Annotated in this window: 22 protein-coding genes; 10 read left to right on the forward strand and 12 right to left on the reverse strand. The window is 69.4% G+C overall.

Annotated features, from left to right (window positions below; translation table 11 throughout):
* Nucleotides 1-188: 188 nt before the first annotated feature.
* Nucleotides 189-1,547, reverse strand: a complete 1,359-nt coding sequence (locus AB0H78_RS31985; RefSeq protein WP_363238200.1) for an MFS transporter — start codon at nt 1,545-1,547, stop codon at nt 189-191.
* Nucleotides 1,548-1,765: 218 nt separating this feature from the next.
* Here AB0H78_RS31985 and AB0H78_RS31990 point away from each other — a divergent pair, with 218 nt between their 5' ends.
* Complete coding sequence (locus tag AB0H78_RS31990) at nt 1,766-2,209, forward strand: cupin domain-containing protein (protein ID WP_363238201.1); 444 nt, start codon at nt 1,766-1,768, stop codon at nt 2,207-2,209.
* A 1-nt stretch (nt 2,210) separates the two neighbouring features.
* Here AB0H78_RS31990 and AB0H78_RS31995 read toward each other — a convergent pair whose 3' ends face one another.
* A complete protein-coding gene (locus AB0H78_RS31995) occupies nt 2,211-2,576 on the reverse strand; it encodes a nuclear transport factor 2 family protein (protein ID WP_363238202.1) in 366 nt (121 codons plus the stop codon).
* Between the two features lie 74 nt (nt 2,577-2,650).
* Between AB0H78_RS31995 and AB0H78_RS32000 the strand changes: the two genes are divergently transcribed.
* The gene (locus AB0H78_RS32000) at nt 2,651-3,253 is read left to right on the forward strand and encodes a uridine kinase (RefSeq protein ID WP_363238321.1); all 603 of its coding nucleotides are present in this window, start codon (nt 2,651-2,653) and stop codon (nt 3,251-3,253) included.
* On the opposite strand, the gene AB0H78_RS32005 is transcribed toward AB0H78_RS32000, so the two are convergent.
* From AB0H78_RS32005 to fdhA, 5 genes are all read right to left on the reverse strand, one after another.
* Nucleotides 3,250-3,885, reverse strand: a complete 636-nt coding sequence (locus AB0H78_RS32005; protein ID WP_363238203.1) for a hypothetical protein — start codon at nt 3,883-3,885, stop codon at nt 3,250-3,252. The genes AB0H78_RS32000 and AB0H78_RS32005 overlap by 4 nt on opposite strands.
* Nucleotides 3,882-4,784 (reverse strand): PfkB family carbohydrate kinase, encoded by a 903-nt coding sequence (locus AB0H78_RS32010; RefSeq protein ID WP_363238204.1) that lies wholly within the window; start codon nt 4,782-4,784, stop codon nt 3,882-3,884. The genes AB0H78_RS32005 and AB0H78_RS32010 overlap by 4 nt, the downstream gene beginning before the upstream one ends.
* The gene (locus AB0H78_RS32015) at nt 4,781-5,689 is read right to left on the reverse strand and encodes a pseudouridine-5'-phosphate glycosidase (protein ID WP_363238205.1); all 909 of its coding nucleotides are present in this window, start codon (nt 5,687-5,689) and stop codon (nt 4,781-4,783) included. Before AB0H78_RS32015 ends, AB0H78_RS32010 begins: the two co-directional genes overlap by 4 nt.
* A gap of 44 nt (nt 5,690-5,733) precedes the next feature.
* The gene (locus tag AB0H78_RS32020) at nt 5,734-7,191 is read right to left on the reverse strand and encodes a WGR domain-containing protein (protein ID WP_363238206.1); all 1,458 of its coding nucleotides are present in this window, start codon (nt 7,189-7,191) and stop codon (nt 5,734-5,736) included.
* 101 nt (nt 7,192-7,292) lie between these two features.
* Entirely contained in the window at nt 7,293-8,522 is a 1,230-nt protein-coding gene (fdhA, locus tag AB0H78_RS32025) for a formaldehyde dehydrogenase, glutathione-independent (RefSeq protein WP_363238207.1), read from the reverse strand.
* 208 nt (nt 8,523-8,730) lie between these two features.
* Between fdhA and AB0H78_RS32030 the strand changes: the two genes are divergently transcribed.
* On the forward strand, nt 8,731-9,093 hold the full coding sequence (locus AB0H78_RS32030; RefSeq protein ID WP_363238208.1) for a cupin domain-containing protein: 363 nt from the start codon (nt 8,731-8,733) through the stop codon (nt 9,091-9,093).
* On the opposite strand, the gene AB0H78_RS32035 is transcribed toward AB0H78_RS32030, so the two are convergent.
* From AB0H78_RS32035 to AB0H78_RS32045, 3 genes are all read right to left on the reverse strand, one after another.
* Nucleotides 9,083-10,273 (reverse strand): MFS transporter, encoded by a 1,191-nt coding sequence (locus tag AB0H78_RS32035; protein WP_363238322.1) that lies wholly within the window; start codon nt 10,271-10,273, stop codon nt 9,083-9,085. The genes AB0H78_RS32030 and AB0H78_RS32035 overlap by 11 nt on opposite strands.
* A gap of 77 nt (nt 10,274-10,350) precedes the next feature.
* Entirely contained in the window at nt 10,351-10,974 is a 624-nt protein-coding gene (locus AB0H78_RS32040; protein WP_363238209.1) for a hypothetical protein, read from the reverse strand.
* A 15-nt stretch (nt 10,975-10,989) separates the two neighbouring features.
* On the reverse strand, nt 10,990-11,553 hold the full coding sequence (locus AB0H78_RS32045) for a methylated-DNA--[protein]-cysteine S-methyltransferase (RefSeq protein ID WP_363238210.1): 564 nt from the start codon (nt 11,551-11,553) through the stop codon (nt 10,990-10,992).
* 92 nt (nt 11,554-11,645) lie between these two features.
* On the opposite strand from AB0H78_RS32045, the gene AB0H78_RS32050 reads away from it, so the two are divergent.
* From AB0H78_RS32050 to AB0H78_RS32075, 6 genes are all read left to right on the forward strand, one after another.
* Entirely contained in the window at nt 11,646-12,446 is an 801-nt protein-coding gene (locus tag AB0H78_RS32050; protein ID WP_363238211.1) for an MHYT domain-containing protein, read from the forward strand.
* Nucleotides 12,447-12,485: 39 nt separating this feature from the next.
* The gene (uvrB, locus tag AB0H78_RS32055) at nt 12,486-14,600 is read left to right on the forward strand and encodes an excinuclease ABC subunit UvrB (protein ID WP_363238212.1); all 2,115 of its coding nucleotides are present in this window, start codon (nt 12,486-12,488) and stop codon (nt 14,598-14,600) included.
* Nucleotides 14,601-14,755: 155 nt separating this feature from the next.
* A complete protein-coding gene (locus tag AB0H78_RS32060; protein ID WP_363238324.1) occupies nt 14,756-15,322 on the forward strand; it encodes a TerD family protein in 567 nt (188 codons plus the stop codon).
* Nucleotides 15,323-15,429: 107 nt separating this feature from the next.
* Nucleotides 15,430-17,352 carry a TerD family protein gene (locus AB0H78_RS32065; protein ID WP_363238213.1) on the forward strand — a complete coding sequence of 641 codons (1,923 nt, stop codon included), beginning with the start codon at nt 15,430-15,432 and terminating at the stop codon, nt 17,350-17,352.
* A gap of 231 nt (nt 17,353-17,583) precedes the next feature.
* Nucleotides 17,584-18,564 (forward strand): TerC family protein, encoded by a 981-nt coding sequence (locus AB0H78_RS32070; RefSeq protein ID WP_363238214.1) that lies wholly within the window; start codon nt 17,584-17,586, stop codon nt 18,562-18,564.
* Nucleotides 18,565-18,704: 140 nt separating this feature from the next.
* Nucleotides 18,705-19,007 carry a hypothetical protein gene (locus AB0H78_RS32075; protein ID WP_363238215.1) on the forward strand — a complete coding sequence of 101 codons (303 nt, stop codon included), beginning with the start codon at nt 18,705-18,707 and terminating at the stop codon, nt 19,005-19,007.
* A 37-nt stretch (nt 19,008-19,044) separates the two neighbouring features.
* On the opposite strand, the gene AB0H78_RS32080 is transcribed toward AB0H78_RS32075, so the two are convergent.
* Entirely contained in the window at nt 19,045-19,701 is a 657-nt protein-coding gene (locus AB0H78_RS32080; RefSeq protein WP_363238217.1) for an MBL fold metallo-hydrolase, read from the reverse strand.
* A 10-nt stretch (nt 19,702-19,711) separates the two neighbouring features.
* Nucleotides 19,712-20,434: a maleylpyruvate isomerase family mycothiol-dependent enzyme gene (locus AB0H78_RS32085; protein ID WP_363238219.1), complete on the reverse strand. Its 723-nt coding sequence runs from the start codon at nt 20,432-20,434 to the stop codon at nt 19,712-19,714.
* A 231-nt stretch (nt 20,435-20,665) separates the two neighbouring features.
* Here AB0H78_RS32085 and uvrA point away from each other — a divergent pair, with 231 nt between their 5' ends.
* On the forward strand, nt 20,666-23,644 hold the full coding sequence (gene uvrA, locus AB0H78_RS32090; RefSeq protein WP_363238220.1) for an excinuclease ABC subunit UvrA: 2,979 nt from the start codon (nt 20,666-20,668) through the stop codon (nt 23,642-23,644).
* Nucleotides 23,645-23,740: the final 96 nt, after the last annotated feature.

The raw sequence follows: 23,740 nt of genomic DNA on the forward strand, positions 1-23,740 counted from the left end.
GACAGGGTCGTCGGTTGCGGGTTCGACCCCCGCCCGCCCCTCTTCCTGGGGCGGTAGCTCAATGGCAGAGCGCGACGACGTAACGAATGATCCGAGCCCTCAAGCGTGCCGGCGTGCGCAGCAGGGCGGCATCAAAAGGGCCCGGGGGTTGGACATACCCTCGGGCCCGCTCCTGCGTGCGGAGGAGTTCAGCCGCCTGACGTCGTGACCGAGTCCTTCGTCTCCGGCGCCCAGGCGATCGACGCCAGCGTGCCGATCAGCAGCACTCCCGCCAGCCAGTACATCGACCAGCTCAGTCCCCAGGCGTCCAGGCTGACCGGCAGGATGAACGTGCCGATGGCCGAGGCGATACGGCTCGTCCCGTTGAGGAAGCCGACTCCCGTGGCGCGCAGGTGCGTGGGGTAGAGCTCGGCCGGATAGACCTGGGTGAGGTTCGATGCGCCCGCCATCACGAAGGTGTAGACGAGGAACGGGATCATCAGCGCGATCGTCGAGGCGTTCGCGAAGACGCCGACGAAGGACAGCGCCACCGTCATGATGCCGAAGGTGATGATCACCAGGGGGCGGCGGCCGGTGTTCTGCAGGAACCACAGGCCGACGACGCCGCCCGCCAGGAGGAAGAGGTTGAGCAGCAGGTTCTGGAGGTTCACGTCCGGGACGTTGAGTGTCTCCAGGATCGTCGGCATGAAGGTGTAGATCGCGAAGTACGGCAACACCTGCGCGCTGTAGAAGACCAGGCCGAACCATGTCCGCTTGGCCTGACTCGGTGAGAACAGCTCCCGGTAGGCGTCCGAGTGGTTCGTGTGGGTCGACGCCGGAGCGTTCGCCGCGTCGCCGAGTTCGCACTTGAGGTACTTGTTGGCGATCGAGCGGGCCTCGGCGACCCTGCCCTGGCTGATCAGCCAGCTGGGTGACTCGGGCGTTCCGATACGGAGCAGGAGCACCAGCAGGGCCGGGATCGCGCCGGTCGCCAGGAGGATGTACGCGCCGTTCTCCGTGTCGCCCAGGTAGGTGCCCAGGATGCCGGCGATGACGTAACCGACCGTCCACATCACGGTCAGCGAGCCGAGCAGGATGCCGCGCAGCCGCTTGGGCGCGAACTCCGAGAGCATGGTGGGGCCGACCGCGTAGTCCGCGCCGAGCCCGAAGCCGATCAGGACGCGGAGCGCGAAGAGCGCCATCGGGTCTTTCGCCCACAATTGCGCCGCCGAGGCCAGCGTGATCAGGACGAAGTTGTAGATGTAGAGCTTCTGGCGGCCGATGATGTCGCCGACCCGGCCCAGGATGATCGAGCCGAAGAAGAGGCCGATCAGGGCCGATGCGCCGAGCAGTCCCTGCCAGACGCCCGAGAGGTCCTGGGTGCTCGTGAGGGTGGAGAGGACCGCGCCGATCATGCCCAGCGCGTAGCCGTCGGAGAAGTTGGCGCCGAAGGTCGTCGCCGTCACCCGGAGGTGGAAGGGCCTCAGTGGTGCCTCGTCCAGGGACGGGGCGAGGCCTGTGGCAGGGGTGGCCAGTTTCGACATCAGCTGCTCTCTCGTCTCGCGCATCGGGAGATCGGCTTCGGCAGATCGTCAGCCATCCTGCCTCTTCAAGGCGGCGAAGGGAATACTTCTATGCGGGCAAATGAACTTTGAATACTTTGCTTACATGCGCTGCTCCGGTCCTCTGGAGCGTATGGCTGAGATCGTTTGGGCGCATGCGGGGGATACGGCCGACGCCAGTACGGTGAGGCGGTTTGCAGGGGAACGCGAGCTGAGGGGTGCAGATGAGGAAGGCCTTTGTCGTGGCCGGGTGTGTGGCGGCGCTGGGACTCGTGCCGTCGGCCGCCGTGGCCACGCCCGGGACCGGGGTGAGCGCGACGGTCCTCGCGAAAGGGACCTCGGAGGGGGCGCTGAAGCTCAAGACCAAGGGGGCCACGGACGTCGTCGTACGGACGATCACCATCGCCCCCGGCGGGTCGACGGGGTGGCACTACCACCCGGGGCAGGTCATCGCCGTGGTGCAGTCGGGCACGCTGACGCGGACGCTCGACGACTGTTCGGTGGAGACGACGCCGGCGGGGAAGTCCTTCGTGGAGCCCGCGGGCGGCAGGCACATCCATGTGGGGCGGAATCTGGGCAGCGATCCGGTCGTGCTGTACGTGACCTATCTGCTGCCCGAAGGGGCTCCGATCTCGGTGGACGCGGACGCCCCGGCGGGCTGCTCCTAGCTCAGTCGGCGAGCACCTCTCCGTACGCGCCGAAGCCCGCGACGATCCGGTCGCCGCGGAACGTCAGCACTTCGTAGACCCGGCCGCCGATCTGGTTGCGGTAGTCGATGACCAGGGAGTCGACGCTCGCGCGGACGTCCATCACCTCGAAGCGCAGATCGGGGATGCGGCTGAGGCCCACGCTCCAGTACTCCCTCAGCGCGGCCCTGCCGCGGACCGTGCCCGACGGGTCGCCGCTGAAGCGCTCGATCATGGGGGAGGAGAAGGTCACGTCCTCGTCGTAGTGGGCGAGGATGCGGTCCAAGTCGTGGGAGTTCCAGGCGTCTTGCCACTCCGCTGCGAACTTCTGGGCGAATGCGAGGTCCATGGTGCGCAGGGTAATGGTGTGCCGTCGGTGATGATGGTCGGGTGCGACGACTTGAAGCGATCACCTGGGAACGGATGACCGAGTTCCTCGCCCGCCGTGCGGACCGACTCGAGGCGGGCGACGGCGGGGCGTGGGCCAAGGTGGCGATCGACGGGGCGGCGGCCGCCGGCACGGGCGAGCTGGCGCAGTCGCTCGCGGAGGCGCTGCGGGCGCGCGGGCGGTCCGTGTTCGTGGTGGGGACGCAGGGGTTCCTGCGGCCGGCCTCGCTGCGGTTCGAGTACGGGAAACAGGACCCCGACTCCTACTACGACGGGTGGTTCGACACCGGTGCCCTGTGGCGCGAGGTGTTCGGGCCGCTGGAGGCGGGTGGCAGCGGGCGCGTGCTGCCCGATCTGTGGGACCCGGTGAAGGACAGGGCGACCCGGAGCCCGTACCGGGAACTGCCGGAGAACACGGTGGTTCTGGTGCACGGGCCGCTGCTGTTCGGGCACTGGTTCCCCTTCGACCTCAGCGTGCATCTGCGGCTCTCGCCGGGTGCGCTCCAGCGTCGTACGGGGGAGGACGAGCAGTGGGCGCTGCCCGCCTTCCGCCGGTACGAGGAGGAGACCGACCCGGCGGGGACCGCGGATGTCGTCGTACGGATGGATCATCCGGAGCACCTCGCCTGGAACGGCTAGTCCGGGCACGTCCCGGCACCGAGCGAGACCGTGATGCGGCGGGGCGGGGCCTCGCCGGTGCGGATGTCCAGCGGCAGACAGCTGCGGCCGGTGGGGTCCGCGACCACGAAGCCCCCGATGTAACCGGTCCTGGCTTTCGGGCAGGCGTGGAACGCCACCTCCTGAGCGGCGGTGTAGTCCCACTGCTGGCCATAGGCGAGGCCCGCCTTGCCGCGGGCCTGCGGGGCGACACTCACGGTGGCGCTCGCGCCCGCCGTGATCTCCACACCGATCTTGTAGTGCCAGCCGTCGCTCTGCTTCGTGCCGAATCCTTCGCGATCCGAACGCGCCCTGTCCTTGAGGCCCTTCCAGGTCAGCGGGCCGACGGTGACGTCCTGGGGGTTCGGCGGCCCGGCGGTGACCGGAGAGACGTGGGCCTCGGCTTCGACGCAGCGCACGATGCGCGAGTCCTCGGTGCCGAAGTCGGCAGGCAGCGGTGTCGGCGTCGGCGTCGGCGTCGGTGTCTGCGTCTGTGGCAGGGCTGTGGTGCGGGTCGGTTCGGTGGTGTTGTCGTGCGAGGCCGTGCATCCCGCTGCCAGGGCGCAGCCGGCCACCGCCGACACCACCGCTCTCACCGCCGTACGAGATCTCATGCCGCCCCCGGCCGTCCGCCGATCACTGTCACCGCCATCGCGCCCGCCCGGCAGCCCGCCGCCGCGGCCGCCGCATCGTCGGCCCCCGACAGCCGCGCCGCGAGGAAGCCGCCGGTGAACGCGTCCCCCGCGCCCGTCGAATCCACCGCCCGCACCTCGGTTGCGGGGACGCGGGCCGTCACCGCACCGGAGGCTGCCACCAGTGCCCCGCCGGCGCCCAGCGTGGCCGCCACCAGAGGGAAGTGGCGGCTCAACTTGACCACCGCGTCGGCCGGTTCGGCAAGCCCGGTGAGCAGACGTGCCTCATCCGCGTTGGGCAGCAGAAGGTCCGCGCCCTCCACCGCGTCCAGGAAACAGTCCACGCCCAGTGCGGTGATGAACCCGGTGGATGCCGGATCCACGCTGACGGGGATGCCCCGCGCCCGGGCATCCCGCGCCGCCAGCCGGGCCGTATCGCGGCTGACGTCCGCGAAGAACAGATAGCCGGAGAGGTGGAGATGGGCGACGCCCTCCAGCAGCTCGGGTGCCCAGTCGTCCACGGCCAGCCGCAGAGCCGCGCCGCTGTCGGTGAGGAAGGTGCGCTCGGCTGCCGCGTCGACCAGGGAGATGACCGTGGCGGTCGGCGCGTGCGGGTCGGGAATCAGCAGCGGCCGCACTCCGGCGTCCCGCAGCCGCTGCTCGTGCCAGGACGCGGAGCCCGTCCCCACCCGCGCCAGCAGCCGTACGTCCGACACCCCCGAAGCCGCCGCCCAGCACGCCACGTTGGCCCCCGCGCCGCCTGGCAGCGTCCGGATCTCCGCCGCGGTGTCCGTCCCGGTGGCGAGCGGGGTGCGGTGCCGGGCCACGATGTCGGTGACCACGTCCCCGATGACCAGCAGCGCACCGGCCGCCGTGCTCACAGCGCCGCCGCTATGCGGGCCGCCAGCCGTACGTTGCCCCGCACCGCCGCCAAGTTGGCCTCCAGGGAAGCCCCTTCGGTCCTCCTCATCAGATACTCCAGCAGGAACGGCGTCACCGCCTGACCGACGATCCCCTGCTTACGGGACTCGCCCAGCGCCTCCGCGAGCACCCGGTCGTGCAGCTCCGGGTCCAACTGGTCCGCCTGCGCGACAGGGTTGGCCACGATCAGCGCCGCCTCCGCCCCGCCGAGCGCCGCCTGCGCCCGTATCACCGCCACCACCTCCTCCGGCGTGTGCACCGTCCAGTCCACCGGCTCGCCCGAGCTGCTCAGATAGAACCCAGGGAAGGTCCCCGTCCCGTACCCCACGATCCCCACCCCCAGCGTCTCCAGCCGCTGCAGCGTCGCCGGCACGTCCAGGATCGACTTCACCCCCGCACACACCACCGCGATCCGCGTCCGGGCGAGCAGCCGCAGATCCGCCGACTCGTCCTGCGTCCCTGTCCACTCCCGGTGTACGCCGCCGAGCCCTCCCGTGGCGAAGACCCGGATCCCCGCCCGGGCGGCCAGGAACGCCGTCGCCGACACGGTCGTCGCCCCGCTCGCCCCCGCCGCCAGTGCCGGGGCGAGGTCCCGGTGGCCCAGCTTCCGTATCGACTCGTCGCTCGCCACCCGCTCCAACTCGGCTTTGTCGAGGCCGATATGGGGCCGGCCATCCAGCACGGCGATCGTCGCCGGGACCGCGCCACGCTCCCGTACCAGCGCTTCCAGCTCCTCCGCGACCCGCAGATTGCGGGGCCGCGGCAGGCCGTGCGCGATGATCGTCGACTCCAGGGCGACCACGGGACGGCGCCGGTCCAGCGCCTCCCTTACCTCTGCGGACTGCACCAGCGTTGTCTCTGACATGTCCCCATCCCTGGCGCAGTGCCCGCACCGGCAAACCCGAAGGGTCAAACGAGCCGCTTTATCTCGCCCCGGACCCGGTAGAAGCCACCCGACGAGGTGTGGAGCGCGTCCACCACATAGCGGGCGCCGATCTGCCGTATGGAACGCGGGAACTGCACGTGCCACGTCGGCTCATAGCCGTCCGAGACGACCTGGACGCGCAGCCGTCCGCCCACCTGGATGCACTCCACGACGATGCCGGCGCCCGGTGCGGGCACCGCACTGACCGTCGCCACCGCCGACACGGTCGCCGCTGGGGTGTAAGTCGGCAGCGCGGCAGCCTCCTTGACGTCCCGGGCGAGCGGAACCGTACCGCTCTGTGCTGCCGCGATCGCAGCCTCGCTCGCGTCGATGCAGGCCAGGGAGCCGTCCGTCGTGACGATGTACAGCCGCTCGTCGCGGTACTGCATCGACAGCGCCGAGCCCCCGCCCGTACCCAGCTTCCACAGCCGGGTGCCGTCCGCGTCGAAGCAGTACACCGAGGAGGCGGAGTCGCCCGCGAAGACGAACCGGCCGCCGGGGGACGTGGCGCAGGAGTACACCGCTGTGTCGCAGGTGTACGTCGCCTCGATCCGGCCCGTCGCCTTCGACAGCCGCTCCACCACGCGCCGCCCGGTGCCCGCGTAGACGGCCGTGTCCTCCTGCCAGCCGAACAGCACGTTCCCCGTGGTGCGGGTGTGCCACAACTCCCCGCTGCCGTCCGCCGCATAGGCCGTCACGCCGTGGCTGTGACCGTGGAAGACCGCGCGGTCGTCCGCTCGCACCATCCACGCGCTGGACCCCGCCGACCTGCGCGACCACTGGAACTCGTCCTCGTGGTCGATGACCGTCAGCCCGCCGTTGCGGTCCGCGACGTTCAGTACGCCCTCGCGGATGTCCAGCCAGAAGATGTCCACGTCGTCGGCGATCTCATAGGCGGCGAAGGGCACCTTCGACGACAGGTCGTACACCTTGCCGTCGTCGCACCCCGCATAGATCCAGAAGTCGTCCGCCACCAGGCACTTGACCCCGTCCGGCAGTGAGAAACGCGCCAGAACCTCGCCGTCGTGCCCCAGGGTGTAGACGTCGCCGCGCTGGTTCCCCACCCAGCAGCGGTCCTCGTCGATGTGGATCCCGAAGGCCGATGCACCCGTACGGAACCGCCACAGCACCGGTGCCGTCGCCCGCGCCGTCGACGGCGCCGAGGTCACCTGACGTCGCGTCACGGGGCGGGCGGCACGCTGCCCCCGCACCGCGGGCGCGTACCCCTTTCGTGCCTTCTCGCCTATCTTCTTTGCCGCCGCGGCCTTCGCCTTCTCCGCGGTCGGGAACGTCGAGACCTGGTGCTGCCCGTCCGCGCCGATCCGTCCGTAACGCACCGAAACCGTCACGCCGTTGACCGTCACCTCGTAGAACTTGTGCGCCCCGCCGTCGTCCTGCGACAACTCCAGATACGTCGTCTTCCCCGCCCGCGCAGCAGCCATGGCACACCCCTCCCCACGGACCGGCCTGTGCGGCCGATCTTCAGTGATTCCAAGGTAATCGGCACCACTGACAATCGACCGCACAGAGCTGTCGCCGCAGGTCAGACCGGGTTCACCCCGTTCAGTGCGCCATGCGGATCCAGTACGTACTTACGGCTCGCTCCCTGGTCGAACTCGGCGTAGCCGCGCGGCGCGTCCTCGATGCCGATGACCGTCGCGTTGACCGCCTTCGCGATGTGCACCTTGTCGTGCAGGATCGCCTGCGAGAGTGCCCGGTGGTACTTCATCACCGGGCACTGCCCTGTGGTGAAGCGGTGGCTCTTCGCCCACCCGAGCCCCAGGCGCACCTTGAGCGTCCCCGTACGTGCGTCCTGGTCGACGCCGCCCGGGTCGTCGGTGACGTACAGGCCGGGAATGCCCAGCGCCCCGCCCGCCTTCGTGAGCCCCATCAGGGAGTTGAGCACGGTCGCCGGCGCCTCAGGGGCGTCCGCGCGGCCGTGTCCCCGCGCCTCGAAGCCGACCGCGTCGACCGCCGCGTCCACCTCGGGCTCGCCCAGGATCTCGGCGATCTGCTCCTCCACTCGGCCTCGCGTGAGGTCGACGGTCTCGCAGCCGAAACTCCGTGCCTGGGCCAGGCGTTGGGCGTTGAGATCGCCCACGATCACGACCGCGGCACCGAGCAGCTGCGCGGACGCCGCCGCAGCGAGCCCGACCGGACCCGCCCCGGCCACGTACACCGTCGACCCGACCCCCGCGCCCGCCGTCACCGCACCGTGGAATCCGGTCGGGAAGATGTCGGACAGCATGGTGAGGTCGAGCAGCTTCTCGCGGGCCGCGTCCCGGTCGGGGAAGCGCAGCGCGTTGAAGTCGGCGTACGGAACGAGGACGTACTCGGCCTGGCCGCCCACCCAGCCGCCCATGTCGACATAGCCATAGGCCGCGCCCGGTCGGGCCGGGTTCACGTTGAGGCAGATACCGGTCTTGCGCTCCTTGCAGTTACGGCAGCGGCCGCACGCGATGTTGAACGGCACCGAGACGATGTCCCCGATGTCCAGGTACTCCACGTCCGGGCCGCGCTCGACGATCTCTCCGGTGATCTCGTGGCCGAGGACGAGGCCCTCGGGTGCGGTGGTGCGGCCGCGCACCATGTGCTGGTCGCTGCCGCAGATATTGGTGGCGAGCACCTTGAGGATGACCCCGTGCCGGCACTTGCGGCCGACGTTCGCGGGGGCCACTCCCGGCCCGTCCTGAAGTTCAAGCGTCGGGTAGTCGATCGTCCTGACCTCGACCGCTCCGGGCTTGAGATACGCGACTGCCCTGTTTCCGCTCATGGTTCGCCGTCCCTTCGGCTCTGCTCGCGGATGATGTGGCTCGTGCGCGAGGTGGAGTCTGCTACCGGAGGACGGGTCCGGCTAGCGTTCCCGCACGGACAGCACGCGACTGTTTTACGGTCGGCTCGCTGCCGATCGCGGCCAGATCTCTTCCAGCCCTTCCTGGTCGCCGGAGAGAGTGCGCAGGGCACCCCCTAAGGTGGCCGCCATGACGACAATCGATCAAGCTCCCGCCTCCTTCGCCGTGCACATACCCGACGCCGAACTCGAGCCCGAACCGCTTGACCCCGCACAGATCGTCACCGGAGAGCCGCAGGTCACCGGCAAGGTGCTGTGGGAGTCGCCGGACGGCAAGCAGCTGCGCGGCATCTGGCAGATCACGCCCGGCGTGGTGACCGACACCGAGGCCAACGAGCTCTTCGTGGTGGTGAGCGGACGGGCGACCGTGGCCGTCGAGGGCGGCGACACCCTGGAGATCGGCCCGGGCTCGGCGTGCGTCCTGCGCGAGGGCGACCGTACGACGTGGACGGTCCACGAGACGCTGCGCAAGGCGTACCACATCAGCCTGTAAGGGCCGCTTTTCCGCGCCTGGTGAAGAGGGCGAGTGCGGCCAGCGGAAGCAGTAGACAGGCGCCGGCAGCATTGAGCCACCCGTAACTCGCCTGCGCGACGATCAGGCCCGCTGCCGCGCCGCCGATGCCCGCCGTCGTGTTCATGGTCAGGTCGGAGAGCCCCTGGACCGCCGCGCGTGCGGGTTGCGGTACGGAATCGGTGAGCAGCGCGGAGCCGGATACGAGCCCGGCGGACCAGCCGAGCCCAAGGATGAAAAGCCCGGCCGCGGTCTGCCCGTGGCTGTCGCCCGCGGTGCCCGCGAGCAGAGCGGCGCAGCACAGCAGCCCCACCGACAGGCCGATCACCGACAGCCGTCCCAACCGGTCGGACAGCCACCCCATCAGCGGTGAGAACGCGTACATGCCCGCGATGTGACCCGAGATGACCAGACCGATCAACTGGATGCTCGCCCCGTGGTGGCTGAGCGCGACCGGCGTCATCGACATGATCGACACCATGGCGGTGTGCGACACGGCGACCGCCACCAACGCGAGCCGCGCGCGGGGCGATTCACGGACCGCCCGGACTCCGGCCCGCAGGGAACGTCCGGCCGGGTGCTGGTCCTCGGCAGGGGCCAGCGCACGCGCGGTGAGCAGGGGATCGGGCCGCAGCATCACGGCCATGAGCACGGCCGATACGAGAAAGACCCCGGCCGACCAGACAAAGGGGCCCGCGGCAGCCGGGATGCCGAGTCCGGACACGCTGCGGCCCGCAGGAGCGGCGATGTTGGGGCCCAGGACCGCACCGATCGTGGTGGCCCAGACCACGGTGGAGATGGCGCGCGCACGCCGCTCGGGCTCGGCGAGGTCGGCGGCCGCGAACCGCGCCTGCAGATTGGCGGAGGACGCCGCACCGAATCCGGCCATGCCCACCAGCAACAACGGGAAGTTCGAGATCACGGCGGCCAGCACGACCACCCCCGCGCCGACGGCCCCGATCAGATAGGCGAGGACAAGACCGGGCCGGCGCCCGCGCGAGGTCATCAGCGCGGCGAGCGGCATGGACAGCAGAGCGGTGCCGGTCACGGTCGCGGTGGGGGCGAGTCCGGACAGCGCCTCGGTGCCGCTGACCTGCTTGGCCAGGACGGCGGCGAGCGCGATGCCCGTCGCGACGCCGAGGCCGCCCAGTATCTGGCTCATGATGAGCACGGCGTTGATACGGCGCCGCAGGGCGGGCAGTTCGCCCTCGGATATCGGAGCGCCGGTGCGGGTGGTGCTCACTGTGCGTACGCCGTGCCGCCGTCGGCCGCGAGCGCGGCGGCGATGGCGCGCTGCGTCGCGCGCCGCTCATCGTCGGGGACGGCCGGCAGCGTCTCCTCCCACAGGGGCAGGCAGCTGCCGCGCAACTGGGTCATCCCCTCCGGGCGGCCGAGCAGCCACAGATGCAGATGTGCGCCGCCGTCGCCCCAGCGGTTGATGTGCACGCGTGCGATCCCGCCCAGCGAGAGCATCGCCCGCTCGACGCGCTGGATCATCGGACCCAGCTCGGCGGAGCGCTCGGGCGGCAGGTCGGTCAGATCGTGGTGACCGCGCGGCTGGAGCATGGCGGTCGCGGGGAGCCGCTGCTGCTCTCCAGGTGTGGGGTCCACCCGCCAGTGCTCGTCGGCCCATATCGCCTCCGTCACCGGGCGCTCGCAGGCGAAGCAGCCCTCAGGGCCGTCCTCGCCGTTGCGGGCGGGCTCCGGCAGCACCGGAGGCGTCAGCGGCTTGACGCGGATGTCGCCGGTGAAGGGGAAGGTCTCCCAGCTCAGCATGGAGTCGGCGGGCAGCGTCGGCTGCTCCCCGATGGGCAGTCGGGCGACATAGTCGCTGGGCTCGGGCGAGGCAGAGGTGGTGGTCACCGCGGAAGTGTGCCATCAGAACAACGGCTGGGGCAGCACCCCTTCCAGAGCCAGCAGCAGGCGCTTCGTCTCGAGCCCGCCGCCGAATCCGCCGAGCCCGCCGTCGCTCTCCACCACCCGGTGGCACGGCACCACGACCGGCAGCGGATTGGAGCCCATCGCGGACCCCACCGCCTGTGCCGCCCCCGGCTGACCGACCCGTCGTGCCAGGTCGCCGTATCCCACCACCGCTCCGTACGGCACACCGGTGGCGAGCTCGCGCAGCACCTGGCGGTTGAACCCTGAGGTCAGCGACCAGTCCAACGGCAGCGTGAACTCCCGCAGCCCGCCCGCGAAGTACGCCGCCAGCTGTCGTATCGGCTCGGCCAGCCGGGCCGATTCCGGTGCCTCGACGAGCTCCTTGCCCAGCCGCGCTCCGAGCTGCGCGAGCAGCTTCTCGCGCACCGCGGCGTCCGCATGGAAGCAGACGCTCACCAGCCCCCGGTCGGTGGCGGCGAGAAGCAGCGGCCCGATGTCGCTTTCGACGACGGCCCATGCGATGTCCTGCGCTGTGTCCCGGTCCTGTGTATCGCTGTTCACACAAACCACCGTACGACCGCCCACTGACAGTGCGGGTTCCGCTACTCTCGCCGGAACGCGCCAAGCGGGGCCCTGGGGAGGGACTTTCAGTCATGCACGGTCACGTCGACGGATTCAGTTACGGACTGGTGACTCCTCTCGCCGCTTTTCTCATGGCCTGCATGGGCGCCGCTCTCGGGCTGCGCTGCACCACCAGGTCCCTGATGATCGAGCGGTCGTGGAAATCCGGCTGGCTGGCACTCGGCGCGCTCTCCATCGGCTCCGGGATCTGGACCATGCATTTCATCGCGATGATGGGCTTCAAGGTCGAGGGTGCCCCGCTGAGCTACGACCGGCCGACGACCTACGCCAGCCTCGGCGTGGCCATCGTGATGGTCGGCATCGGGATCTTCATCGTGGGCTACCGCGGTCCGACGCCCATGGCCCTGATCACCGGCGGCACCATCACCGGCCTGGGCGTCGCCACCATGCACTATCTGGGCATGGCAGGGATGCGGCTCAACGGACGCTTCGAGTACAACACCCCGATCGTCGCCGTCTCCGTGGTGATCGCCGTGGTCGCGGCCACCGCCGCACTGTGGGCCGCCGTGTCCATCCACGGTTTCCTGGCGAGCCTGGGCGCCAGTGCGGTCATGGGCGTCGCGGTGAGCGGCATGCACTACACGGGCATGGCGGCGCTCAGCGTCTCGCTGCACGGGAGCGGCGCGAGCGGAATCGTCGGGGACTCGTCGGCCGCGGCCCTCGCCCCGATGCTGATCGGGCCGGTGGTCTTCCTGTTCCTGGCGGGCGTGGTCGTGATGTTCGACCCGCTGGTGGTGATGGGCACGCCGGCCTGGGAGGAGCAGGGCCCGTCCCCCGCCTCGCGCGTCCCCGAGCGGCCCAAAGGCTGGTGACCGGCCGCCGATGTCAGTGGTGGGTCGTACGGTGGTTCCATGCGGCCCGTATCCAAGATCGAACGCACGGTGGCGCCCTTCGAGGTCGTCAGTTCCTACCAGCCCAGCGGTGACCAGCCGGCGGCCATCGCCGAGCTGGAAAAGCGCATCCGCGCAGGTGAGAAGGATGTCGTCCTGCTCGGCGCCACCGGCACCGGAAAGTCGGCGACCACCGCCTGGATGATCGAGAAGCTCCAGCGCCCCACCCTGGTCATGGCGCCGAACAAAACCCTCGCCGCACAGCTGGCGAACGAATTCCGCGAGCTGCTCCCGAACAACGCCGTCGAATACTTCGTCTCGTACTACGACTACTACCAGCCCGAGGCGTACGTCCCGCAGTCCGATACGTACATCGAGAAGGACTCCTCGATCAACGAGGAGGTCGAGCGGCTGCGCCACTCCGCGACGAATTCGCTGCTCACCCGGCGCGACGTCATCGTGGTCGCCTCCGTCTCCTGTATCTACGGCCTCGGCACGCCGCAGGAGTACGTCGACCGGATGGTGTCCCTCAAGGTCGGCGAGGAGATCGACCGCGACCAGCTGCTGCGCCGCTTCGTCGACATCCAGTACACCCGCAACGACATGGCGTTCACCCGCGGCACCTTCCGGGTGCGCGGCGACACCATCGAGATCTTCCCGGTGTACGAGGAACTGGCCGTCCGCATCGAGATGTTCGGCGACGAGATCGAGGCGCTCTCCACGCTCCACCCGCTGACCGGCGAGATCATCAGCGAGGACGAGCAGGTCTACGTCTTCCCGGCCACCCACTATGTGGCAGGCCCGGAGCGCATGGAGAAGGCGATCAACGGCATCGAGAAGGAGCTGGAGCAGCGCCTCGCCGAGCTGGAGAAGCAGGGCAAGATGCTGGAGGCCCAGCGGCTGCGCATGCGCACCACGTACGACCTCGAGATGCTCCGCCAGATCGGCTCCTGCTCCGGCGTGGAGAACTACTCGATGCACTTCGACGGCCGTGAGCCGGGCACCGCCCCGCACACGCTGATCGACTACTTCCCCGAGGACTTCCTCCTCGTCCTGGACGAGTCGCACGTCACGGTCCCGCAGATCGGTGCGATGTACGAGGGCGACGCCTCCCGCAAGCGCACTCTGGTCGACCACGGATTCCGGCTTCCGTCCGCGATGGACAACCGCCCGCTGAAGTGGGAGGAGTTCCAGAAGCGCATCGGCCAGACCGTCTACCTGTCCGCCACCCCGGGCAAGTACGAACTCTCGCGCGGCGACGGCTTCGTGGAGCAGATCATCCGCCCCACCGGCCTCGTCGACCCCGAGGTCGTGGTCAAGCCGACCGAGGGCCAGATCGACGACCTGGTGCACGAGATCCGCACCCGCGTGGAGAAGGACGAGCGGGTCCTGGTCACCACCCTCACCAAGAAGATGTCCGAGGACCTCACCGACTACTTCCTCGAACTGGGCATCCAGGTGCGGTACCTGCACAGCGACGTCGACACGCTGCGCCGTATCGAGCTGCTGCGCGAACTGCGCGCCGGAGAGTACGACGTGCTGGTCGGCATCAACCTCCTGCGTGAGGGCCTGGACCTGCCCGAGGTCTCGCTGGTCGCCATCCTCGACGCCGACAAGCAGGGCTTCCTGCGCTCGGGCACCTCGCTGATCCAGACCATCGGCCGCGCGGCGCGCAATGTCTCCGGCCAGGTCCACATGTACGCCGACACCATCACCCCGGCGATGGCGCAGGCCATCGACGAGACCAACCGGCGCCGGGAGAAGCAGGTCGCGTACAACAAGGAACGCGGCATCGACCCCCAGCCGCTCCGGAAGAAGATCAACGACATCGTCGCGACGATCGCCCGCGAGGAGGTCGACACCGAGGAACTGCTCGGCTCCGGCTACCGGCAGGCGAAGGAGGGCAAGGGCGCCAAGGCGCCGGTGCCCGCACTTGCCGGACGGAAGACGAAGGGCTCCAAGGCGGTCGCCACCGACCGTCCCGCGGCCGAACTGGCCGGAATCATCGAGGAGATGACCGAGCGGATGCGGGCGGCCGCCGCCGACCTGCAGTTCGAGGTCGCCGCACGCCTCCGCGACGAGGTGGGCGAACTGAAGAAGGAGCTGCGCCAGATGAAGGAAGGCGGCCTGGCCTGACCCTGCCGCACCTGGTGTGTTGCAAGACCGCCACAATCGCGGCCCGGGGGTCCTGCCTCCGGGCCGCGACTGCGTAGGGTGCGGTGAAAACGTGGGGAATATCGGAGAAGGGACAGCGTGTGACGGCCAATTTTGCCAAGGGCCCTGGCGTCAACCTGACCAAGGGTCAGGCCATCAGCCTGCAGAAGAACGACGGGGGCACACTCACCTCGGTGCGGATGGGGCTCGGCTGGCAGGCGGCACCGCGCCGCGGGCTGTTCGGCTCACGCACGCGTGAGATCGACCTCGACGCATCCGCAGTGCTCTTCGCCGACAAGCAGCCGGTCGACGTGGTGTTCTTCCGTCACCTCGTCAGCGACGACGGCTCGGTCAAGCACACCGGCGACAATCTGGTCGGCGGCGCCGGCCAGGGCGGCGACGACGAGTCGATCGTGGTCGACCTCCAGCGCGTGCCGGTCCACATCGACCAGATCGTCTTCACGGTGAACTCCTTCACCGGCCAGACGTTCCAGGAGGTGCAGAACGCGTTCTGCCGCCTCGTCGACGAGACCAACGGCGACGAGCTCGCCCGCTACACGCTGGACGGCGGCGGCCAGTACACCGCGCAGATCATGGCGAAGGTGCACCGTGCCGGATCCGGCTGGCAGATGACGGCCATCGGCACCCCTGCCAACGGCCGTACCTTCCAGGACCTGATGCCGTCGATCCTGCCGCACCTGTAGGCAGCGACAGCGGTTCGAGTCTGCTCGCAGCTCCCGGAGGCCAGCCGTCGCCGGGAGCTGCCGCACATCATCAACAGCAGCAGCAGTGCTACAAGGGGGAATGGGCGATGACGGCCGAGCTGGTACGGGGACAGAACCATCCCCTTCCCCAGAGCCGACTGGAGATCCGGGTGTCGGCCGGCCACCCGGTCGTGGCAGGAGCCACGCTCGGCGACGAACAGGGCACCGTCAGGGGCACCGAGTGGGTCGCCCACCCCGGGTCCCCCCAGCTGCCCGGCCTGGAGGTCTCCCGCCAGGCGGCTGCCGACCACCGCCTCGCCGTGGACCTGGAGGCCGTCCCCGAGACCGTGCACCGGGTGAACGTACTGCTCGCCCTGCCCGTCGGCGTCGGCGGACCGGCGTCCTTCGCCTCCCTCGCCGCGCCTTTCGTCGCCGTGACCTCCCTCGACGGATCCGAGGTCGCCAGCTACACCATCACCGGCCTTGACGCGGAGTCGGCGGTCGTCGCCCTGGAGCTCTACCGCAGACAGGGCGCGTGGAAGGTCCGCGCCGTGGGCCAGGGTTACGCGGGCGGCCTCGCCGAGATGCTCACCGACCAGGGCCTCCCGCGCGGCCATGAGCTGGCCTCCGTCATCCTGGACGCCGTCGCGGGCGGCCTGGCCCGCTCGGTGGCCGCACCTCCGCCGCGTACGACGGACGGCGACCGGGTCCGTACGACCGCGGGACCACCCGGGCCGGAAGGCGACCACCGTCCCGCAGCGCCCCCGGAGACCCCGCCCCACCCCCAGCAGCCCGTCCCCGAAGGCGGCCCCGTCGACTACGCACACCCCCGCCGCCGGACCACCGCACCTCCGCCGCCGCCCCCGGCCGCACCCCCCGCCCAGCCGGGCCGGGCCCCCGTGCCCGTGGCGGGCGACGCCTCGGGCTGGTCGATGGACGAGCGGCTCTACAACCAGGTCTGGGGCATGTTCGAGGACCTGGCCCGCACCACGGCCGCGTACCGCAGCGCCGTGGACTTCGCCGAGTCCCGCCTGGAGCAGGAGCTCGACAAGGCGCTCTCCGACCCCCGCAACCGCATCGGCAACGCGGGTACGAACGCCCGCGAGCAGGCCCGCGCCAAGTGCGACGCCCTGATCGCCCAGGCCCGGGAGGTCCTGGAGCGTGACATCGCCCAGCTCCTCGCCGAATCCCAGGTCGTGGAGCCGGCCCTGCCGCTCGCGTACGCCCGCTGGGACAGCCCTCTCTGGTCGGCCTACCAGCTGCCCATGGAGAACCCCATGGCGCTGCGTGTCGGCGATCTGCACCTGCCCGAGCGTCCCGACCTGCGCATCCCCATGCTCGTCCGGCTGCCGCTGGAGCGAGGCCTGTGGATCGACAGCGGCCGTACGGGCTCCGAGGCGGCCCTGCTGATGGATCAGGCGCAGCTCAAGCAGCTCGCCATGGACACCGCCGTCGCGGTTGCCGCACGCCTCCTCGCCGTCTATCCGGCGGGCGAATTCACCGTCCACGTCATCGACCCGGCGGGTGCGGCCGCCTCCTCGCTCGTCCCGCTGGTGAGTTCCGGCGTCCTGGACGAGCCCCCGGCGACCGGCGCCGGGGGAGTGGCCGCGGTCCTCGCCAAGCTCACCCAGCGCGTCGACCTGGTGCAGATGGCCGTGCGCGGCGGAGCGGCCGACGCGCTTCCGGCCGGGGTGGACACCGCCGAGCAGCTGCTGATCGTCAACGACTTCCCGCACGGCTTCGACGACCGTGCCCTGACCCAGCTGCGCTACCTCGCCGACGAGGGCCCGTCCGTCGGCGTCCACCTGATGATGGTGGCCGACCGCGAGGACGCGAGTGCGTACGGCCCGGTGCTCGACCCGCTCTGGCGTTCGCTCCTGCGCATCACACCGGTCCCCGACGACCATCTCGCCGACCCCTGGGTCGGTCACGCCTGGACGTATGAACCCCTGCAGGCACCCCCGGGCGGCCGACTCCTGGGCGAAGTCCTCGGCCAAGTCGCCTCAGCCCGCCGTACGTGGCGCCGCTGACCTGCTCTTTTGGGCTTCCTTTACCAATCCCTTTACCTACTCTTGGTACTTCCTGTAGTCTCCTCAGTGCGGAGGGGAGTACTCCCCAAGTGCGGCGTACCCGTCAATACGGACCTGATCAGGTCCCGGGGCGTCGGCCCGGGAAGCCGGTCGTACCGGCTCGGGTGGAAGAGACCTCCGGCAGCGACGACGCTGATCAAGTAGCCGTAGCAATCGCCGGAGGCGTACGTAATGGATGTTTCTCTGACCCTGTGGGTGCTGACCATTCTTGGTCTATGCGCCCTCGTCGCGGTCGACTTCTTCATCGGGCGCAAGCCGCACGATGTATCGATCAAGGAAGCCGGCATCTGGACCGTCGTCTGGATCGCCCTGGCCGCGCTCTTCGGCATCGGACTGCTCATCTGGGGCAACAGCCAGGCGTCCGGCGAGTTCTTCGCAGGGTTCATCACCGAGAAGTCGCTGAGTGTCGACAACCTCTTCGTCTTCATCCTGATCATGGCGAAGTTCTCGGTGCCCACCCACCTCCAGCAGCGCGTACTGCTCTTCGGCGTGCTGATCGCCCTGGTCCTGCGCGCGATCTTCATCGCGGCCGGCGCCGCGGTCATCGCCAACTTCTCCTGGGTCTTCTACATCTTCGGCGCGTTCCTCATCTACACCGCCTGGAAGCTCATCCAGGAGGCGCGATCCGACGACGAGGAAGAGGAGTTCGAGGAGAACCGTCTCCTGAAGTCCGTCGAGAAGAAGTTCGGCGTGGCCGACCGCTATCACGGCACGAAGCTCTTCATCCAAGAGCACGGCAAGAAGGTCATGACGCCGCTCCTGGTCGTGATGCTCGCCATCGGCATGACGGACATCCTCTTCGCGATGGACTCGATCCCCGCGATCTTCGGCCTCACCCAGGACCCGTACATCGTCTTCACCGCCAACGCCTTCGCCCTGATGGGGCTGCGCCAGCTGTACTTCCTGATCGGTGGCCTGCTCAAGAAGCTGGTCCACCTCAGTTACGGACTCTCGGTGATCCTCGGCTTCATCGGCGTGAAGCTGGTCCTGCACGCACTCCACGAGTCCGGGGTGCACGTCCCCGAGATCTCCATCCCGGTCTCCCTCGCGGTGATCTGCGGTGTCCTGATCGTCACCACCATCACCAGCCTCATGGCTTCCAAGAAGCAGGCCGAGGCCGAGACGTCCCCGAAGGACAGCATCGACGTCTGACCCCGTGACGGGCGTACGGCGTAGGGATGTTCAGCACCGGCCGGAGTGAGCGGAGCATTGCCGCCCGCTCCGGCCGGTGCTTGCTTGTACGGTGAGCGCTCCCGGACAGGACGGGGGTGCCGCGAGCGGGGGAGGACCCCATGAAGTTCGCGCAGATCATCGAATTCGAGACCGAGCGCATCGACGAGATCCGCTCCGTCATCGAGCAGTTCGAGCAGCAGCACCAGGGCAAGCAGGGCCACCCCGTCCACCGGACCGTCCTGCAGGACCGCGCCCGCCCGAAGCGCTTCCTCGTCGTGGTGGAGTTCAACTCCTACGACGACGCCATGCGCAACAGCCGGGACCCGGAAGTCGACAAGCTCTCGCAGAAGCTCGCGTCGCTGACGACGAAGAAGCCGACCTTCACCGACTGCGACATCCGCGAACAGGCGGACATCAAGTAACCGGCCCCGCCCTCGCGGAGCTCACGGTGCGTCCCGGCTACCAGCCGCGTTCGCGCCACTCCGCGAGGTGCGGCCGCTCGTCGCCCAGCGCGGTGTCGTGCCCGTGCCCCGGGTAGATCCAGCTCTCGTCGGGCAGTACGGCGAAGAGCTTGGCCTCGACGTCCGCGAGCAGGCTGGCAAAGGCCGCCGGGTCGTCCCAGGTGTTGCCGACGCCACCCGGGAAGAGGCAGTCGCCGGTGAAGACGTGCGGGTGGCCATGCGGGTCGTCGTAGACCAGGACGATGGAGCCCGGGGTGTGGCCGACCAGATGCCGCGCGGTCAGCTCGACGCGCCCCACCCGCACCGTGTCGCCGTCCCCGACGAGCACGTCGGTGGCGACGGGGATGCCCTCGGCGTCGTACCGGCCCGCGAAGGTCCGCGCACCGGTCGCGGCGACGACGGCCTCCAGGGCCTGCCAGTGGTCGCCGTGCCGGTGGGTGGTGACGACCGAGGCGATGGAGTCGTCGCCGATCAGCTGGAGCAGCGTCGCCGCGTCGTTGGCGGCGTCGATCAGCAGCTGCTCACCGGTGGCCCGGCAGCGCAGGAGATACGCGTTGTTGTTCATCGGGCCGACCGCGACCTTGGAGATCATCAGGTCCGTCAGCTCGTGCACGTCCGCGCCGCCGCCGACCTTCACCGCTCCGCTGTACGTCATGACGGCCAGCCTATAGCGGGGGCAGTACGGGAAGCGGGCCGCCTTCGACGGTCAGTGCTGCCCCGTCGCGCCGGCCTGCCAGCCAGCCGAGCAGGTCCGTGTGGCCGCCGGTGACCACGACCGGGCCGCCGTCGCGCCCGCCGCCCGTCGTCCAGATCCCGACCGTGAACTCGTCGCCGCTGGTCCAGATCCGCCCGGAGTCCGTGGCCAGCGCGATCGACGGAAGCTCGGGGTGGCGGCCGAACCGTGCTGCCAGGAAGTCGATCTCCCGGAAGGCGAACTCCTCGGGCAGGTCCTCCAGCTCGTACCCGATGCCCAGATCGACGTGGTGCAGCTCGACCTCGACGAGGCGTCGGAACGGCACCCTGGAGGCGGAATCGGTCACACCGTTGCGCAACTCGACGGTCCGCGCCCAGTCCGCCGGCTCGCCGCCCTCGTGCTGGAACCGCTGGGCGCTTTCCCGTACGTCCCCGAGCTGCTCGCGGAGTCCCCGCGGGGCGTCACGCTCGATGTCGGCGTCGCGTGCTCCGGCGCTCTCGTACATGGGGCGGCCTGCGAGGACATTCACCAGCGCGTCCGCGTTCCGGGCCACATGCGCGAGCAGATGTCCGCGGCTCCAGCCGGGAAGCCGTGACGCCTGGGCGACTGCGGCGTTGTCGAGAGAGGCGGCCGCACTCAGGAGTCGCTCCGTCGCCGCATCGACGAGGGCCAGGTCGCGCACGTGATCGATCATGGGCCGACCCTAGCGCCGCCACACGTTCGGGTGAAGGTGTCGGACCACACCCTGGAATCGAATGCACGTGCTATACGCTCGATGGCGGCGTCAGGCATTTTTGATGGTCTGGATTTGTTGGGCTTCTTGCCATCTGAAGCAACCAGCCGGGCGTTGTCAGTGGCTCCCTCTAGTCTGAAAACGACGGGGGGCTGCCCCCTGTCACCCCCCTCAAGAAAGGTGCGAACCGGCGTGGCCGACCGTCTCATCGTTCGTGGCGCTCGCGAGCACAACCTCAAGAACGTCTCGCTCGATCTCCCGCGCGACTCCCTGATCGTCTTCACCGGGCTCTCGGGATCGGGCAAGTCCTCCCTCGCGTTCGACACGATCTTCGCCGAGGGGCAGCGCCGGTACGTCGAGTCGCTCTCCTCCTACGCCCGGCAGTTCCTCGGTCAGATGGACAAGCCGGACGTCGACTTCATCGAGGGCCTCTCCCCGGCCGTCTCGATCGACCAGAAGTCGACCTCGCGCAACCCGCGCTCGACGGTCGGCACGATCACCGAGGTCTACGACTACCTCCGCCTGCTCTTCGCGCGCATCGGCAAGCCGCACTGCCCCCAGTGCGGCCGGCCCATCGCGCGCCAGTCGCCGCAGGCCATCGTCGACAAGGTCCTGGAGCTCCCCGAGGGCAGCCGCTTCCAGGTGCTCTCCCCGCTCGTCCGCGAGCGCAAGGGCGAGTTCGTCGACCTCTTCGCCGATCTGCAGACCAAGGGCTACAGCCGGGCGCGCGTGGACGGCGAGACGATCCAGCTCTCCGACCCGCCCAAGCTGAAGAAGCAGGAGAAGCACACCATCGAGGTGGTCATCGACCGCCTCACGGTGAAGGACGGCGCCAAGCGCCGCCTCACCGACTCCGTCGAGACGGCCCTCGGGCTGGCCGGCGGCATGGTCGTGCTGGACTTCGTGGACCTCCCGGCGGACGACCCCGAGCGTGAGCGGATGTACTCCGAGCACCTCTACTGCGCGTACGACGACCTCTCCTTCGAGGAGCTGGAGCCCCGCTCCTTCTCCTTCAACTCGCCCTTCGGCGCCTGCCCCGAGTGCACCGGCATCGGCACGCGCATGGAGGTCGACCCCGAGCTGATCATCCCTGACGAGGACAAGTCCCTCGAAGAGGGCGCGGTCTCCCCGTGGTCGCTCGGCCACACCAAGGAGTACTTCAACCGCCTGGTCAACGCGCTGGCCGAAGAGCTCGGATTCCGGACCGACATCCCCTGGGCCGGGCTCCCGCAGCGCGCCAAGAAGGCTCTGCTCTACGGTCACAAGACCCAGATCGAGGTCCGGTACCGCAACCGCTACGGCCGCGAGCGCGCCTACACCACCTCCTTCGAGGGGGCGGTCCCCTTCGTCAAGCGCCGTCACGCGGAGTCCGAGAGCGACTCCAGCCGTGAGCGCTTCGAGGGCTACATGCGCGAAGTGCCCTGCCCGACCTGTGAGGGCACGCGCCTCAAGCCGATCGTTCTCGCTGTCACCGTGATGGAGAAGTCCATCGCCCAGGTCGCCGCGATGTCCATCAGCGAGTGCGCGGACTTCCTCGGCGTCCTGAAGCTCAACGCCCGCGACAAGAAGATCGCCGAGCGAGTGCTGAAGGAGGTCAACGAACGCCTGAAGTTCCTGGTGGACGTGGGCCTGGACTACCTCTCCCTGAACCGCGCCGCGGGCACCCTCTCCGGCGGCGAGGCCCAGCGCATCCGCCTCGCCACCCAGATCGGCTCCGGCCTGGTCGGCGTGCTCTACGTACTGGACGAGCCGTCCATCGGCCTGCACCAGCGCGACAACCACCGGTTGATCGAGACCCTGGTGCGGCTGCGCGACATGGGCAACACGCTCATCGTCGTCGAGCACGACGAGGACACCATCAAGGTCGCCGACTGGGTCGTCGACATCGGTCCTGGCGCCGGTGAGCACGGCGGGAAGGTCGTGCACAGCGGCTCGCTCAAGGAGCTGCTCACCAACGAGGAGTCGATCACAGGCCAGTACCTGTCCGGGAAGCGGGCCATCCCGACCCCGGACATTCGCCGCCCGATCGACCCGAGCCGCCGGCTCACGGTCCACGGCGCGCGCGAGAACAACCTCCAGGACATCGACGTCTCCTTCCCGCTCGGCGTCCTGACCGCGGTCACGGGCGTCTCGGGATCCGGCAAGTCCACGCTGGTCAACGACATCCTCTACACCCACCTGGCAAGGGAGTTGAACGGCGCGCGCGCCGTCCCCGGACGCCACACCCGCGTCGAGGGCGACGACCTCGTCGACAAGGTGGTCCATGTCGACCAGTCGCCGATCGGCCGCACGCCCCGGTCCAACCCGGCGACGTACACCGGAGTCTTCGACCACGTCCGCAAGCTGTTCGCCGAGACGATGGAGGCGAAGGTCCGCGGGTATCTCCCCGGCCGCTTCTCCTTCAACGTCAAGGGCGGCCGCTGCGAGAACTGCTCCGGCGACGGCACGATCAAGATCGAGATGAACTTCCTGCCGGACGTGTACGTCCCGTGCGAGGTCTGCCACGGAGCGCGCTACAACCGCGAGACGCTGGAGGTCCACTACAAGGGCAAGTCCATCGCCGAGGTCCTGGACATGCCCATCGAGGAGGGCCTGGACTTCTTCGAGGCCGTCCCGACGATCGCCCGCCATCTGCGGACCCTCAATGAAGTCGGTCTGGGATACGTGCGGTTGGGTCAGTCCGCGCCGACGCTCTCCGGTGGTGAGGCGCAGCGCGTGAAGCTCGCATCCGAGCTGCAGAAGCGCTCCACGGGCCGCACGGTGTACGTCCTGGACGAGCCGACCACCGGTCTGCACTTCGAGGACATCAGCAAGCTCATCAACGTGCTCTCCGGTCTGGTAGACAAGGGCAACACGGTGGTCGTCATCGAGCACAACCTCGATGTGATCAAGACCGCGGACTGGGTCATCGACATGGGCCCCGAGGGCGGCAGCGGCGGCGGTCTGGTCATCGCCGAGGGATCGCCCGAGCAGGTCGCGGGCGTCGCGGCCAGCCACACCGGCAAGTTCCTGCGCGACATCCTCGATGCCGAACGGATCAGCGACGCGGGAGTGCCCGCGGCGCGCAAGCCGGCGAAGAAGGCGGCGGCCAAGAAGACCGCGGCCAAGAAGACGACGGTCGCGGCCAAGGCCGCACCGGCGAAGAAGACGGCCCGCGCGCGCAAGGCGTAGCGGGCAGGCCCAGTTCGCGCAGCCGTTCCGGAACGTTCCGGAACGGCTGCGGCCGTTTTGCCGCCCGTCGCCAACGCGGCTGACGTCACCTGCAAT

The sequence above is a fragment of the Streptomyces sp. NPDC050738 genome (genome assembly GCF_040654175.1).
Classification (GTDB): Bacteria; Actinomycetota; Actinomycetes; order Streptomycetales; family Streptomycetaceae; genus Streptomyces.